Source organism: Cupriavidus sp. MP-37 (assembly GCF_020618415.1).
Classification (GTDB): Bacteria; Pseudomonadota; Gammaproteobacteria; order Burkholderiales; family Burkholderiaceae; genus Cupriavidus.
Genome location: NZ_CP085344.1, coordinates 2,045,489 through 2,060,403 on the forward strand (window position 1 = coordinate 2,045,489; position 14,915 = coordinate 2,060,403).

Sequence of the window (14,915 nt, forward strand, 5' to 3'; positions counted from 1 at the left end):
GGCTAGCTACGGTTCGCGCTCGTCGTTCGTGCCAGACGCCCTTCAATTGCCAAAGCACATGACCAAACCGCGACGAAATCACCGCACCCGTGCTTGTCACCAGCTCCCGGATGCGGGCAAGGGAAATCGCTGCGGGATCGTAGTGGACACATATCTGTGAATCGCTATCAACATTTGCAGTTTTTATATGCGCCGCCTCGACGCCCTCTTTCCCTCTCAGTTCGGACAGCAACCGTTCTACACAGGGATCAGAGGAATCGGGAAGGCCAGGAAGCAAGACAGGAATGTCCAGGCGCAGCTTTTCGGTCATTGTCGCGGGCTCCAGTCAGTCTGAATCGGCATTCACGCCGTTGCACACTATTAGCAACTAGTGTGCCCCGCATTGCAACAACAAAGCTCAACGAGTCAGCGCCCCAATGCCCCGCCGTAATGCGTTGGTAATGTGCCCGCAATCTGAGCGTACTATCTTGCGGATGACAGGATCCTCATGTCATCCGTCCAGGAACCATACAGATGATTAGCGCCGTCGCATGCTCTGCCTTGCTGGCCTACGCTTTGCCGGCTCCTGCGACCGGTGATCGACTCAGCGAGAAGCCGACCCAGTGGCACACCCTCGCCATTGGACATTCAGACACGGGATACGCCTCCCGCGACCAACGGGTTGCCTGGGCGGCCAACCCGCGACATCGCACAGCCAAACATCCGTCGAAGCAGGAATCCGCAGCGAGCACACCGGAGCCGTCTTCCAGAGACGCGTCCAGCGCTGTCGCCGCACCCAAGCCGCCCTGCCAGTAGTCGCGGTTTCCCCGCTAGGGCCGCATGTCCTGGTAGAGCTTGAGCATGTCCTTGTACTCGTCGGCAGTCTTTTGAATGGAGAACCGCATCCGCAGCGCGTTCTCTGCAAACGCCACACGCTCGACGTCCATCTCCACGGTGTTGCCGTCCATACTCGACTGCAGGGGGACGCGATACATCAGATCCTCTTCCAGCGCGGGCTTGCTTGCCTCGATGTGTCGCGGCGAAGTCATGGTCATGCCCGCAAAATTCTGGCCACTGCCCATCACCCTATCCAACTCGGCGCTGAAGTCGATATCGCGCGCCTTGTAGTTCGGCGTATCCGCATTTGCAATATTTGCAGACAGCAGCTCGAACCTCCGTGTGCGAAGTCGCAGCGCTTGCTCATGAACGCTGTCTTCGCTACGCGCCCATTTTGCGACGTATGGCGTGTCCATCCTTACTCTCCAACTAGATCGGAACCCGCAGCGTATTGCAAAGGCAGTCGATCTTGCTTCGAGAGAAGCGACCTCTTTTCGTGAGTTTCCCATTACCGGCCCGCAATGTTCGCGCGCACACAGGTTGACGCGTCCGCGCGAAAGCCATGTCAATCCACATAACCCCGGTACGTTCCACCTTGTCGTCATCACGCGACGAAGTGACCCCACGTAATTACTTCGCAATCTGACCGTCATCTGCAGATTTCTATACTCGCCCCCACCAAATTAATTTCGGGTCTTAATGAGGAGAATCCATGAAGATTAGTCGCATTGCCGTCGCATCCCTCGGTCTGTTCGCTACAACCGCATTCGCTCAATCGAGCGTCACGCTGTATGGTGTGGCCGACGCGGGTATCGAGTATCTGAGCAACGTCCCATCGGCTTCGCCCGGTGGCTCGAACCAGGTTCGCATGACCTCCGGCAACATGTCGACGTCGCGTTGGGGCCTGCGTGGCGTCGAAGACCTTGGCGGCGGTCTGAAAGCCATCTTCGAATTGGAAAGCGGCATTTCGTTCGACACCGGCGCACAGAACAACAGCACCCGTCTTTTTGATCGTAGTGCCTTCGTAGGATTGGGTAGCAAATATGGTCAACTGACGTTGGGTCGTCAAACGACACCAATGTATGACACCACGCTGCAACTCGACCCGATGGGCTTCGCGCCGCGCTACTCGCTCTTCAAGATGGATGACGTCTTGGCGGGTCGCGCTGACAATGCTATCAAGTACCGTGGCATCTTCAGTGGCCTGACGGTCACCGGCCTCTACAGCTTTAGCCGCACCGGCGGCGGCGAAGTGCCGGGGAACTACAAGGTCGATCGAAACATGGGCGTATCGCTCATGTATGAAACCGGCGCCCTCGCTGTCGGCGCGGTGTACGACGAGATCCAGGGCAGCACCGTCGCCACGGCCGACCGCAAGGACCGCCGCGCTCTAATTGGCGCGAGCTACGCTTTCGGACCGGCTAAGGCATTTATTGGTTATCGCTGGTACAACGGCAATGTCGGTGCGCTGCCGACGAACGGTTCTAACATTTACTGGGCCGGCCTGCGCTATGGCCTGACGCCCGCACTGACGCTGACCGGCGCCGCCTACTACACGGACAGCCGCAATTCTGGCGCAGACCCGTTCCTGTTCGTTGCCTCGGCAGATTACGCTTTCTCGAAGCGTACCGATGTGTATATGAACGTCGGTTATGCACTGAACCGCGGCAACTCGCAGCTGGGCATGAACGGCTACAACTCGACGACCGGCAGCCCGACCAACGTTGTCCCTGGCAAGGATCAGACCGGCGTCGTCGTAGGCGTACGCCACAAGTTCTGAGCGAGCTCAAAAGAATCGACACTTTCTTGTTAATTCAAGAGAGTTTGTGCCTCCCAACCGGGAGGCATTTTTTTATGACAGGATCGTAATACGCGGGTAATTCAGTGGAGCAGGTCCGGTAGCTAGACTGTGAACACGGTGAGCGATTAGAGACTCACAAACATTGACTCCGGAGAGATTCCATGAAGACGATTCACACTGCCCTGATTGCTGCTGCCCTCACGATTGCTGCCGCCGGCTCCGCCATCGCTGCTACCCCTGATGGCCAGATCCACCGTCCCCGCGACCCCTACACCGACGGCGGACGCGCCGCAGTAAACGACATTTACGCCGGCGGTGCACGCATCGACAAGCGCGACGTGTTCACCGACGGCGCACGCCTCGGCCAGCGTGACGTATTTACCGACGGCTCGCGTATTGGGCCGCGTGATGTGTTCACCGATGGCGCACGCGGAATTTGACGCAAGCCGTCCCTGAAACTCAGACCGACCTCTGTGGGGGAGCCAGGCACCCGTCAGTTGCTTGGCTCTTGGTGCTCTTTCGCTTTATCCCGATGGCGAAAGCTTCCGAAGCTTGCCCTCCCCGGAGGGCAAGCTTTTTTTCCCTCCATCGGCGTCAATCCGGTGCCGTTCATGATGCGGTGGCGCGTGCTACAACTTCCCATCGCCTCGTGTATTGCTAAGCGGCAGAACCGACGCCAATGACGATGAAAAAGGCCCCGCATTGTGCGGGGCCTGTAGTTCACCGGTTCAGCAACGTTCAGCCACCTGTGAAGAGGTCGCTTCTATCAATATAGACGCGCACGCCAGCGCTACCCGGCAGATCCGGCATCAACAAGCCAAGGTCCACACTCGTATCCCTGACCATCTGGGCGAAGGTCCATGCGACGATCTTCTCGCCGGCCCGAAACGCCACCGTCTCGCCAGAGTCCACGTTGACATACCGCATCCCTGGCTTCACGTCGATAATGCGACTGGCCTGAGATTGGCCGGCTGGATCGCCATACAAGGTCGCGTGACGCTTCGCCATCGCCTGCGCCGTCGCCGTCGACGCAGGCACGCCCGGTTTCAACCCGGTCATTTCCAAAGCATACGAAGCCGACATCCCACCCAACAGCAACGCCGCAAACAGCAAGGCGTGTTTCTTCGTTTTCATAGTCATCTCCTTTCTAGAGACTTCGTTGATCTATGAAAACGAGTGTATAAATTGTACGCATGCTGCAGCCTTGCCCGGCGATTACAAATAGGCAATCGGGCTCATTGCACCACTCTACCCAACGACTGGTCGGTCCTGACTCGGCCTACCCACCGAAACCCGCGCTGAGGCTTCAGCACCGTTGAGCGGGAAGCGCAATGTAAAGCGTGTCTTCCCATCCAAGCCGCTCACGGCTGACGCGTCGCCGCCATGGAGCTCCATGATCGACAGGACGATGGCCAGGCCCAGCCCCGTGGACTGTGACGAGTTGGATCTCGCCCTATCCCCACGGAAGAACCGATCAAAGATGAGGGAAAGTTCCCGCTCCGGGATTGGGTCTCCAACGTTCGTGATGTCGATGCAACAATGTGCCGCTTCGCGGCGCACCACCAGATCTATCATCGAATTCGGCCACGCATGACGGACCGCATTTGACAGAACATTGTTGATCGCACGCTGGAACAGAATGGCATCAGCGACCAGGGTGGCATCCCCGCTTACCCTGATTACGACGCTTCGCTCCTCTGCAAGCACCGAAAAGTAGGCGGACAACTTGCGAAGTTCTGCATTCAACTGGAGTTCCGTCAACTCGAGCGCCACATTGGCACTGTCAGCTCGCGCGAGGAACAACATCGCATCGATCATCCTCGCAAGTCGCTGGTATTCGACCAGGCTTTCCTCCACCAAGGCGACATACTCGGGCCCGGTGCGGTCTCGTGACAAGGCGACCTCGGCATGTCCAATGAGGTTGTTAAGCGGCGTGCGCAAATCATGGGCAAGATCGGCGGAGAACCGCGACAGCTTCTGATAACCATCCTCGAGGCGTTGCAGCATCGCATTGAACGCAGAGGCGATATCACGCACTTCGGTGGGCTTGGGTGGCATGTCCACCCGGTAGCTCAGCCGTTCCACACTGATCCGGTTGATCTGCTTGATAAGTACGTGCGCCGGCTCCAGCTCACGGCGCGTAATGGCCGCCCCCACCAGGGCCGTCAATATCACACCGACGGTGGTACCAAGCACGAGCGTCGTCCGGAATCGCGCAGTCACCTGCTTCCTGTCCTCGCCAGACTTCGCCACGAACACCGTCGCCCGCGTACCGTCTCGCCCCAACACCGCATCGGCGGACTGGAACATGAGCGATGACTTTCCCGTGACCGCCGCTTGGTCAGTGCCTTCCAGCAATGCATCGTTGCCCGTGCGAAACAAAAGCCGGCCATCCAGCGCCGTGACGCGAACGATGAGGTCCGAGTAACCTCGCACCAGATCATCGAAGCGATGCTGCGCCGCCGGGACGCCCTGCACCCCGTCCACCTCGCGCAAGAAATGCTCGACCTGTTCGAGTTTTCCCTTTACAACCTCATCGTCTCTGGCCTCGAGTTGCGCGGCGAGCGAGTAGTAAGCAAAGGCGCCCATGCTGGCCAGCGCGATAGACAGTACCAATGCAAAGAAGAGCCCAAGCCGCCTCGTCAGTGACAGCGGGGTTATCGAAGTCCCGGGCCTCATTCCGTCACCGGCCGCGCTCTGGGTCGAGGACATAGCCCATTCCCCGTACGGTATGGATCAGCTTTTGATCGAAGGGATCATCCACCTTGGATCTCAGGCGCCGGATCGCGACGTCAACGACATTGGTATCCGTGTCGAAGTTGACGTCCCAGACCTGGGACGCGATCGTGGTTCGCGACAGCACCTCCCCTCTCCGGCGCATGAGCAGGTGCAACAGCGAGAACTCCTGATTCGTCAATTCAATGCGGGTAGTTCCCCGGAATACCCGCCTTCCAAGCACGTCGATGTCCAGATCGGCAATGCGCAATCGCTCGGACTCCTTCGAGGTGCTTTGGCGCAAGCAACGCCGGATACGGGCAAGGAGCTCGGCAAAGGCGAAGGGCTTGACCAGGTAATCGTCTGCCCCCAACTCGAAGCCTCTGACACGATCCGCCACATCATCCAGCGCCGTCAGAAACAGTACGGGTGTCTCGGACTTGGATCGAATGGACTTGATGACCGTCCACCCGTCCATACCTGGCAGCATGACGTCCAGGATGATGACGTCGTAGTCGGTCTCTTCCGCCATGTGGAGCCCATCGCCACCATTGTTCGCGATGTCGACCACGAAACCCGACTCCGACAATCCCTTCTGCAAATACTCCGCAGTACGCGGTTCGTCTTCTACAACAAGTACCCGCACCTTAGTTTCCTCCTGCAGCAAGCGACTTCGATCCGACCAGTGCTGGCGATGCATTGAAATGCTGAGCTGCATCCGCTTGTTCGCATGGTGCCAGTTCGAACTGAATGGTCACGTGCGTGATATCGAATTTGTCAGCCAGCATCTGCTTCAATTCCGGTAGCACTTCCATTTCCGGGTTGACGGCCGTGTCATTCACGACATGAACCGTCAAGCTCGCCTTGCCGCTGGTAAGTGCCCAGATGTGGAGGTCATGGAAGCTTTTTACCCCGGGCGTCGCCAGAATTTGCTTCTCAACCTCTGCCAGATCCACGTCATCGGGTACGCCTTCGAGCAGCACATTCAGGCTCGACTTCAGCAGGATCCACGTGCGAGGCAGTACCCAGAGGCCGATCAGCACCGCAATGGCGGAGTCGACCCACGCCCAGCCCGTGAAGCGGATGATGATCGCACCGGCGATGACGCCAACCGACCCGAGCAGATCGCTCCAGACTTCCAGATAAGCACCCTTCACGTTCAGGCTGCTGCTTTGCCCGGAGGACAGCATGCGCATGCTGATGAGATTGATGATCAGGCCCAGCACAGCCACGACGAACATGCCGGTTGACTCAATCTGAGGTGGCGATTTCAGCCGCAGGTAGGCTTCGTACAGGATGTAGATAGCCACACCGAACAGCAGCAATGCGTTAAAGGCCGCGGCAAGAATCTCAAAACGGTAGTAGCCAAATGTCCGCTTCTTGTCCGCGGGTCGCTTGGCGATCGCAATAGCAGCCAGTGCGATGGCCAGTGCGACGGTGTCCGTGAGCATGTGCGCGGCGTCGGAGATCAACGCCAGGCTCTTCGTCATGACACCACCGACCACTTCGGCAATCAGGAACGTACCGGTCAGCGCAAGGGCGATCTTGAGCGATCGCTCGTTGCCACCGGGATGGTCGTGTGAGTGACCTGCGCCCATAGAAACTCCTATAAAAATTGGGCGGTACGATGACCGCCCAAGGATTTACGTCATGCAGGCTGGCGGCCTTGATCCGGTTGATGCGTCTGAGTGACTGGCTCGCGAGTATCTTCCGCGTCCTCATCCTTGCGGTGAGCAAGTCGATAGAGCACCGGCAACACCAGTAGGGTCAGCGCCGTGGACGACAAGATGCCACCGATTACCACCGTTGCGAGGGGACGTTGCACCTCAGCGCCCGTACCGGTGGCGATGGCCATCGGCACGAAACCCAGGGATGCCACCAGGGCCGTCATCAGCACCGGACGCAGTCGCGTCAGGGCGCCAACTCGGACCGCGCTGTCGAGGGAATGCCCTTCTTCGCGCAGCGATCGGATAAACGACAGCATCACCAGACCATTGAGCACCGCCACCCCGCACAGCGCGATGAAGCCCACCGCTGCAGTAATGGACATCGGAATGCCGCGTATCCACAGGGCAAGAATCCCGCCAGTCAGCGCAAAGGGAATGCCCGTGAAGACTAGCAAGCCATCCTTGATGTTGTTGAACATCGCAAACAACAGTACGAAGACCAGCAACAGCGCCACCGGCACTACCACCTGCAGGCGGGTGGTGGCGGACTGCAGTTGCTCAAAGGTGCCACCCCATGTCATCCAGTAGCCAGCCGGGATCTTGACCTGGCTTTGGATAGCCGCTTCCGCCTCGGGCACGAATGAACCAATATCACGTCCACGAACGTTGGCACTGATCACGATGCGGCGCTTGCCGTTCTCGCGCGAGATCTGGTTCGGGCCGGGCGCCATTTCCAGCGTCGCCACCTCGCTCAATGGGATAAACGTCGTTCTCGCGTCCACTCCTTTTGGCAACGGAATCGGCAATCGGCGCAGAGCCTCGACCTCGCCGCGCACAGCTTCGGGCAGGCGGACCACGATATCGAAACGACGATCGCCCTGGAAGAAGGTTCCGGAATCACGGCCTCCGACGCCCGTTGCCACCGCGTCTTGCACGTCGCTCATGTTAAGCCCGTATCGCGCCGCCTTCTCCCGATCGATCTTGACCGTCAGCATCGGCAAGCCGGTGGTCTGTTCTACCTTCACCTCCTGCGCGCCGGGGATGCCCTGCAGCACGGCCGATACCTTCTTCGCCGTCTCGCTGAGCACGTTGTTGTCATCGCCGAAGATCTTGACTGCGACGTCCGAGCGGACCCCGGAGATCAGCTCGTTGAACCGCAGCTGGATCGGTTGGGAGAACTCGTAGTTGTTCCCGGGGATCTTGCCGGCTTCCTCCTGGATGGCGGACAGCAGTTCGGCATGTGTTTTCTTCGGCTCTGGCCAATCCTTCTCAGGCTTGAGCATGATGTAGCCATCCGAAATATTCGGCGGCATCGGATCGGATGCAATCTCCGCCGTACCTGTCCGCGCAAACACGCGCTCGATTTCGGGGAATTTTGCCTTGAGGGTCGTCTCGATCGTCTTCTGCATCTCCACGGACTGCGACAGGCTCGTGCCAGGAATGCGCAGCGCCTGGATGGCAATGTCGCCTTCGTTCAGATTGGGGATGAACTCGCTGCCCAGGCGGGCCGCAATGGCCACGCACAGAACAATTGACACCGCGGCAAACGTCAATACAACGGCCGTGTTCGCGAGCGACTTTTCCAGCAGCGGCTCGTAGCGACGCTTCGCCCAGAGCATGAGACGATTTTCTTTCTCGGCCACCCGTTCGCCGATGAACAAGGCGACCGCAGCCGGAACGAACGTCACGGACAGAATCATCGCGCCCAGCAGCGCCAGGACGACCGTGAACGCCATCGGGTGGAACATCTTGCCTTCCACCCCCGTCAGCGCAAAGATCGGCAGGTAGACGATCATAATGATGAGCTGACCGAAGATCAGTGGGCGACGCGCCTCCTTCGCTGCGGCAAACACCTCATGGAACCGCTCGGAGCGCGTCAATGGCCGGCCATGGTGTTCCTGCGCATGCGCCAGTCGCCTCACACAGTTTTCGACAATCACCACCGCGCCATCGATGATGATGCCGAAGTCGAGCGCGCCCAAGCTCATCAGGTTCGCACTGATCTTGTAGTTCACCATCCCCGTGAAGGTGAACAACATCGCCAGCGGAATGATCGTCGCGGTAATCAGCGCCGCGCGGATGTTACCCAGGAAAAGGAACAGAATTACGATGACGAGCACCGCGCCTTCAAGAAGGTTCTTCTTGACGGTCGCAATGGCCTTGTCGACCAGACGTGTCCGGTCGTATACCGTTACGATCTTCACACCTTCCGGCATCGTACGGTTAATGGAAGCGACCTTTTCATCGACCGCTTTTGACACAGCCCGGCTGTTTTCGCCGATGAGCATGAATACCGTGCCCAGCACAACTTCCTTGCCATTCTCGGTTGCCGCACCGGTACGCAGTTCCTTGCCAATCTCCACATCCCCGATGTCGCGAATGCGGATCGGCTGCCCCTGCGCTGTACCGACAATAATGTTGCGGATGTCGTCTTCGGACGCAACCTGACCCGGCGCACGAACCAGATACTGCTCGCCCCTACGCTCGATGTAGCCCGCACCCACGTTGTCGTTGTTCTTGTTCAGCGCATTGACGACGTCGGTCAGCGTCAGCCCGTACGACGCTAGCCGTTCAAGACTCGGCGCGACCAGGTACTGCTTGTTGAAACCACCGATAGTATTGATCTCGGTGACACCGGGCACGTTACGCAGTTGCGGCCGTACCACCCAATCCTGGATTTCGCGCAAATCTGTCGGCGTATAGGCAGTCCCGTCAGCTTTGCGAGCACCCTCTTCGGCTTCAACGGTCCATAGATAGATCTCCCCGAGGCCGGTCGAAATAGGCCCCATCGCCGGCACAACGCCTTCAGGCAGATTGTCCTTGGCTTCCTGGATGCGCTGGTTGACGAGTTGGCGCGCGAAATAGACGTCCGTGCCATCCTTGAAGATGACCGTCACCTGCGACAAGCCATAGCGGGACAGGGAACGCGTCTGTTCGAGTCCCGGCAGGCCGGCCATCACGACCTCGATCGGATACGTAACACGCTGTTCGGTTTCGAGCGGTGAATAGCCTGGTGCCGAGGTATTGACCTGAACCTGAACGTTGGTAATGTCAGGGACCGCGTCGATCGGTAGTCGGTTGTAGCTGAAAATCCCTAACCCGGCCATTCCAAACACGGCGAGCAGGACCAGCCATCGCTGCTGGATGGCGAAACTAATGATACGTTCAAACATTGCTGTTTCCCCCGTATCAATGGCCGTGTTCGGCGCTGGATTTGCCAAGTTCGGCCTTCAGAACAAAACTGTTGGCGGCGGCGTAACGTGCGCCCGGCTTCAGGCCCTCGACAATCTCGATGACCTTGCCGTTTGTCCGGCCGACCTTCACCGGCTGCGGCACGAATCCACCTTGAACCGCGACAAAGACTACGCTCTCGCCATTGACGTCCTGGACGGCCTCGGTCTTCACCGCAACGGGCACCTCGACATCAGCACCGAATACGTCGACCGTGACGAAGAGACCCGGTCGCCAAGCCATCTGTGGATTGGTCAATGTTACGCGGGCCTTCGCCGTCCGCGTCTGCTCGCCCAGCAGCGAACCCACGTATGAAACGGTGCCATCTGCCTTCACATCGGACGATGCCGAATTGATCGACGCCTTTTCGCCGATGCGCACCCGCTCGACATCCTTGGCAGACACCACGAACTCGGCCCAGACGGACGACAGATCCGACAGCGTGAACACGTTGGCGTTGTCCGCCACCGCTTCCCCAAGCGAGATATGCTTTTCAACGATCATGCCGTCGAACGGTGCGCGCAGCTCGTAGCGATTGAGTGCCGTCGAGCTGTTGCTGGCGCCAATGGCGGTCAGCTTCTGCTGCGCGTTCTGGACACTGATCTGCGCTTCCTGCAGCGCGTTGCGGGCGCTCAGATAATCTTGCTCCGCAGAGATCTTCTGTTCCCAGAGCTTCTTCTCGCGGTCATAAGTGACACGCGCCAGATCCAGACGTTTCTGTGCTGCGAGCAGTTCGCTGCGCTGGTCAGAAAGTCCGGTGCTCGCGATGACCGCGAGAACCTGTCCCTTCTTAACCTGTTGCCCAATATTGGCCGGAACGCTCTCTACGACGCCAGCCAGTCGCGGCACCACGTGGGCTGTCTTGTCTTCGTTGAAACGGATTTCGCCGGGGAACTGGACGCCAGCCTGGACCTTTGCCGAGCCCGCGGTTTGAACCACTACCCCTGTCTTGGCCAGCTGGTCCGCTGTCAACTCAATCTTGCCTTCCTCTTTCGAGAGCCGCACGGCGAGTGGCGAAGACGAACCGGGCAAGGTCACATTTGCGGTCACGTCAAAGACATGGGGCTCGGCAACTGGCTGTTGGCTTTCCAGCGCGTCGCCAGACACCACGAACTTGAGCGCTTGAGACTCGCCCGTAGCCCGCACGAGCTGGCCTGTCGCTGCCACGCCATTTGCCACCGCCTTCCCAGACTTGCTAACCCAGAGCCGAATACGGGCCTCGCCCTTGGATTCGGCCGTGCCAATTTCGACGTCATAGCCATCACGCGAAAAGAGCGCGCCACCATTGGGGCCCTTCTTGACCTCGTGATGCTCGCCGTCGCCGTGTGACTTGTCATCCTTGTGGTCGGCTTCCGCCGCCTGCTTGCCATGGTGCTCGGTGTCGCCATGCCCCTTGGATTCCGAGTGCCCACCCTGCTCTTCCGGCGCAGAGCGCCCGCTCAGCAGAACGCCACCAGTCGCGACGCCGCCCACCAGTACGATGGCCGCAATGGCAGCCTTTTGTTTGTTCGAAATAGCCATGTTTTATGAATCCCGTCTTAACGTCCCAGAATGCGATCGATCGTGGTCGCCGCCTGATAGGTTTGTCCAAGCACGCCGAGATAGCGGATGCGTGCCTGGAACAGCGTGCGCTGGGCATCCAGGACGTCCAGATAATTGAACTTGCCGGCCTCGAAGCCAATGGTCGCCGCGTTGAAGGCTTGCTCGGCGCCTGGCAAGACGGTCTGCTTCAGCGTTTGTGCCGAGGCGCGCGATACCGACAGCTGGTTCGATGCCATCAGGAGATTTCGGGTCAGGCTGATGCGATTGGCCAGATATTCATCCTGGGCCTTGTCCGCCTGGCGAATGGCCGAATACAAGTTGCCCTGATTCCGGTCAAAAATCGGCAACGGGATCGCCACACCGATCACCGCCATGTTGCGGTTGGCTTCTGTATCTCGCTTGGCACCCAGACTGACTGTCAGATCCGGATACTGGCGGCTGCGCTCAACGCCCACCAATGCCTGGCGGCGGTCAAGTTCAGCGCGGCTTGCGGCCACCAGCGGTGAGTTTTCCAGCTCCTTCAGAAGGAGTTCAGGCGCCGGCCTGGATGGCAGCGCGTCCAGATTGCCCTGTGCTTCGGTAAACTGCGGCGATGCATTGCCCCACAACGCCGTCAACGCCTGACGGGCGGACTGCAGGCTCGCCGTTGCTTCGGCCAATTCAAGTTCGGCGTTGGCCTGTTCGACACGTGCCTTAGTTTCGTCAACCGGGGAGATCTTGCCGGCCGCGACGCGGCGTGAAGCGGCTTGCGCGCCCCTCGCAGCGATATCCGCGGAGCCAGTTGCCAGCTTGACGCGTTCCTGTGCGATCAAGACGGAAAAAAAGCTCTCGATTACCTGCGCCCGAATGTCACCGCGAACGCCAGCCAGCGTTGCCTGCGCCAGTTCGCGCGTCCTTTCCGCGGCATTGATACGAGCCGAGCGCTTGCCGCCCAGTTCGATGGGGATATTCATCTGGGCGGTGGATGTACGGGTGGATTTCCGCGTGTCCTCGACCAGCGTCTGGAGTTCCGGGTTCGGAATAACCCGGGCCTGCATGATCCCACCTTCTGTGGAATCGAGTTCCTTGGCGGCGGCGGACAGGTTGAAATTGCTTCCTGCCGCCAGCGACAACGCGGCCTCGAGGGTCAACGGTCCCGCCGCTTCCCTTGGGAAGACGGGCACCATGGACGTGCCGGTGTCAGATTGCGCTACGGCAAAGTTTGGGCTGAGAAATGCTACCGCCAGCCCGAGCGGCAGAAATAGTCTTCGCATCGAATTGCACCAAGGTATGTGACCAGGAGAATTCGGCGAGAGACGAAAGGAGAAAAAGAGTCGTCGTCTCGCCGATCAAGCGAGACGCTGCCACTGAGGACGGTCGGGAGCCCTGGCATTCAGAGACGAGAACTCGGACGCATGTTGAGTATCGGTCACTTCTACCCGATTCGCTATCAACACGTCCTGCGTCTGTCCATAGACGAACGGGAGGGAGACCAGATGGCATACCCCGCAGTCTGTATCCACGAATGGCTTTTTCTCGGCATCCGTTTTACCTTCCGGCTGCTGATGACGATGCTCGTGGTGCCCAAGGTGCCAAGTGGCCGTGGCTTTCTCGTGCTGACAATAGCGTGCCGCTGCCGCCCAGGAAAACTGGAACGGCAAAATGAGCAGCACGAAGATCAGAACGAAACGTCGCATTCCTTGGGAGACTGTGCGGGGGGCTTGGGGTTGAAGTACTAACGGCTGGGCCGTCGCCGAAGTTTACATGAATCCTCGATCACCAGCATTAAGAGCAGATTACGATTATCGCTTTCGCCTGCTCGTTTTGGGGTGCTGGAGCGGCCCCACGTATCTGAGGACACGAGGACTCTCTTAAAATAAGGGATAGTCTTGTGCCTATCAGTAAGCCTAGTCATTACGTGGAAAGCATCGAAATTCTGACCGAGCCGGAGCGCCGTCGGCGGCGCACGGCGCAAGAAAAAATCGCCATCGTGCAGGAAACATTGGAGCCGGGAGCATCGGTGTCGGCCGTTGCACGTCGGCACGGCGTCAACGCCAACCAAGTGTTTGGCTGGCGCAAGCAATACCAGGAAGGCAGTCTGGCGGCGGTGAAGGCAGGCGAAACCGTTGTGCCGGCATCTGAGCTGGCCGCCGCCATCAAGGAAATCAAGGAACTGCAACGGCTACTCGGGAAGAAGACGCTGGAGGTCGAAATCCTGAAAGAAGCCGTGGAATGGGGCCGTTCAAAAAACCTGATTGCGCGCTCGCCCTTGCTGCCGGGGGACGACCGATGAAGACGGTCTGCGAAGTTCTCGGCGTGGCGCGCTCTGCCGTGGCGGTGAAGCGAGCTCGCTCGTCCGACTGGCGCGATGGTCGCCGTGCCCGCGTGACCAACGATGCCGGGCTGGTCGAGGAGATTCAGGCCCATGTGGCGCACCTTCCCACCTACGGCTACCGCCGTGTCTGGGCGCTGCTGCGCCGCAGTCGGGAGCAGAGCGGTGCGCCGTGCATCAACGTCAAGCGCGTGTATCGGGTCATGCGGGAGCATCAGTTGCTGCTGCGCCGCCCTGGCGTGCGGCGAGATAAGCGGCGACATGACGGTCGCGTTGCGGTGGACCGCAGCAACACCCGCTGGTGCTCCGATGGCTTCGAGTTCCGGTGCGACGATGGTACGCCGCTGCGCGTGACGTTTGCGCTGGACTGCTGCGACCGCGAGGCGATTAGCTGGGCAGCAACGACCGGCGGGCATAGCGGTGATGTGGTGCGCGACGTGATGCTGGCCGCCGTCGAACAGCGCTTCGGCACCACGCAGGCCGCGCAGCCCATTGAATGGCTGACGGACAACGGCTCGGCCTACATCGACCACCGCACGCGCAGCTTCGCTCGCGAACTGGGTCTTGAGCCGCTGACCACACCGGTCCGTTCGCCGCAGAGCAATGGCATGGCGGAATCGTTCGTGAAGACCATGAAGCACAATTACGTCGCCTATATGGACAAGTCTGACGCACCAACAGCGCTCTCGCGTCTGGCAATCGCGTTTGAACACTACAATGAGCGCCACCCGCACAAAGCCCTGAAATACCGCTCGCCTCGCGAGTTCAGGCGTAATGCGGTGTCATCAACCTAACGGTGTCCGCGTGTCCTGAGTTACAGGGGCAACTCCAG

Annotated in this window: 12 protein-coding genes; 3 read left to right on the top strand and 9 right to left on the bottom strand. The window is 59.4% G+C overall.

What is annotated here, in order from left to right; all coding sequences use genetic code 11:
* Positions 1-809: 809 nt before the first annotated feature.
* Positions 810-1,232, bottom strand: a complete 423-nt coding sequence (gene flgB, locus LIN44_RS09565) for a flagellar basal body rod protein FlgB (protein ID WP_008650726.1) — start codon at positions 1,230-1,232, stop codon at positions 810-812.
* 296 nt (positions 1,233-1,528) lie between these two features.
* On the opposite strand from flgB, the gene LIN44_RS09570 reads away from it, so the two are divergent.
* On the top strand, positions 1,529-2,596 hold the full coding sequence (locus tag LIN44_RS09570; protein ID WP_011229350.1) for a porin: 1,068 nt from the start codon (positions 1,529-1,531) through the stop codon (positions 2,594-2,596).
* Between the two features lie 182 nt (positions 2,597-2,778).
* A complete protein-coding gene (locus LIN44_RS09575; protein WP_008646716.1) occupies positions 2,779-3,057 on the top strand; it encodes a hypothetical protein in 279 nt (92 codons plus the stop codon).
* Between the two features lie 298 nt (positions 3,058-3,355).
* Here LIN44_RS09575 and czcE read toward each other — a convergent pair whose 3' ends face one another.
* The 8 genes from czcE to czcI form a co-directional block, all read right to left on the bottom strand.
* Positions 3,356-3,757 (bottom strand): copper-binding periplasmic protein CzcE, encoded by a 402-nt coding sequence (czcE, locus tag LIN44_RS09580; protein ID WP_011514820.1) that lies wholly within the window; start codon positions 3,755-3,757, stop codon positions 3,356-3,358.
* A gap of 108 nt (positions 3,758-3,865) precedes the next feature.
* The gene (czcS, locus tag LIN44_RS09585) at positions 3,866-5,296 is read right to left on the bottom strand and encodes a sensor histidine kinase CzcS (RefSeq protein ID WP_011229349.1); all 1,431 of its coding nucleotides are present in this window, start codon (positions 5,294-5,296) and stop codon (positions 3,866-3,868) included.
* A gap of 4 nt (positions 5,297-5,300) precedes the next feature.
* Positions 5,301-5,978 (bottom strand): heavy metal homeostasis two-component system response regulator CzcR, encoded by a 678-nt coding sequence (gene czcR, locus LIN44_RS09590; RefSeq protein ID WP_008646724.1) that lies wholly within the window; start codon positions 5,976-5,978, stop codon positions 5,301-5,303.
* A 1-nt stretch (position 5,979) separates the two neighbouring features.
* Positions 5,980-6,930: a cation diffusion facilitator family transporter gene (locus LIN44_RS09595; protein ID WP_004635344.1), complete on the bottom strand. Its 951-nt coding sequence runs from the start codon at positions 6,928-6,930 to the stop codon at positions 5,980-5,982.
* Positions 6,931-6,980: 50 nt separating this feature from the next.
* Positions 6,981-10,172 carry a heavy metal efflux RND transporter CzcA gene (czcA, locus tag LIN44_RS09600; protein WP_004635342.1) on the bottom strand — a complete coding sequence of 1,064 codons (3,192 nt, stop codon included), beginning with the start codon at positions 10,170-10,172 and terminating at the stop codon, positions 6,981-6,983.
* A gap of 16 nt (positions 10,173-10,188) precedes the next feature.
* Positions 10,189-11,751, bottom strand: a complete 1,563-nt coding sequence (czcB, locus tag LIN44_RS09605; RefSeq protein WP_004635340.1) for a heavy metal efflux RND transporter CzcB — start codon at positions 11,749-11,751, stop codon at positions 10,189-10,191.
* A 17-nt stretch (positions 11,752-11,768) separates the two neighbouring features.
* Positions 11,769-13,025 carry a heavy metal efflux RND transporter CzcC gene (czcC, locus tag LIN44_RS09610; protein ID WP_004635338.1) on the bottom strand — a complete coding sequence of 419 codons (1,257 nt, stop codon included), beginning with the start codon at positions 13,023-13,025 and terminating at the stop codon, positions 11,769-11,771.
* A gap of 75 nt (positions 13,026-13,100) precedes the next feature.
* A complete protein-coding gene (gene czcI / locus LIN44_RS09615; protein ID WP_137924345.1) occupies positions 13,101-13,448 on the bottom strand; it encodes a CDF family cobalt-zinc-cadmium transporter CzcI in 348 nt (115 codons plus the stop codon).
* Positions 13,449-13,678: 230 nt separating this feature from the next.
* Between czcI and LIN44_RS09620 the strand changes: the two genes are divergently transcribed.
* Positions 13,679-14,877 (top strand): IS3-like element ISButh1 family transposase gene (locus LIN44_RS09620; RefSeq protein WP_163013128.1). Its coding sequence is split into 2 segments (ribosomal slippage): positions 13,679-13,994 and positions 13,994-14,877, totalling 1,200 coding nucleotides; the frame shifts between segments, so codons are not numbered across the junction.
* The last annotated feature ends 38 nt before the right edge of the window (positions 14,878-14,915 follow it).

Excerpts from the sequence above, each read along its gene's own strand:
- flgB (WP_008650726.1), bottom strand. The coding sequence starts at position 1,232 with ATGGACACGCCATACGTCGCAAAATGGGCGCGTAGCGAAGACAGCGTT.
- LIN44_RS09570 (WP_011229350.1), top strand. The coding sequence starts at position 1,529 with ATGAAGATTAGTCGCATTGCCGTCGCATCCCTCGGTCTGTTCGCTACA.
- LIN44_RS09575 (WP_008646716.1), top strand. The coding sequence starts at position 2,779 with ATGAAGACGATTCACACTGCCCTGATTGCTGCTGCCCTCACGATTGCT.
- czcE (WP_011514820.1), bottom strand. The coding sequence starts at position 3,757 with ATGACTATGAAAACGAAGAAACACGCCTTGCTGTTTGCGGCGTTGCTG.
- czcS (WP_011229349.1), bottom strand. The coding sequence starts at position 5,296 with ATGAGGCCCGGGACTTCGATAACCCCGCTGTCACTGACGAGGCGGCTT.
- LIN44_RS09595 (WP_004635344.1), bottom strand. The coding sequence starts at position 6,930 with ATGGGCGCAGGTCACTCACACGACCATCCCGGTGGCAACGAGCGATCG.
- czcA (WP_004635342.1), bottom strand. The coding sequence starts at position 10,172 with ATGTTTGAACGTATCATTAGTTTCGCCATCCAGCAGCGATGGCTGGTC.
- czcB (WP_004635340.1), bottom strand. The coding sequence starts at position 11,751 with ATGGCTATTTCGAACAAACAAAAGGCTGCCATTGCGGCCATCGTACTG.
- czcC (WP_004635338.1), bottom strand. The coding sequence starts at position 13,025 with ATGCGAAGACTATTTCTGCCGCTCGGGCTGGCGGTAGCATTTCTCAGC.
- czcI (WP_137924345.1), bottom strand. The coding sequence starts at position 13,448 with ATGCGACGTTTCGTTCTGATCTTCGTGCTGCTCATTTTGCCGTTCCAG.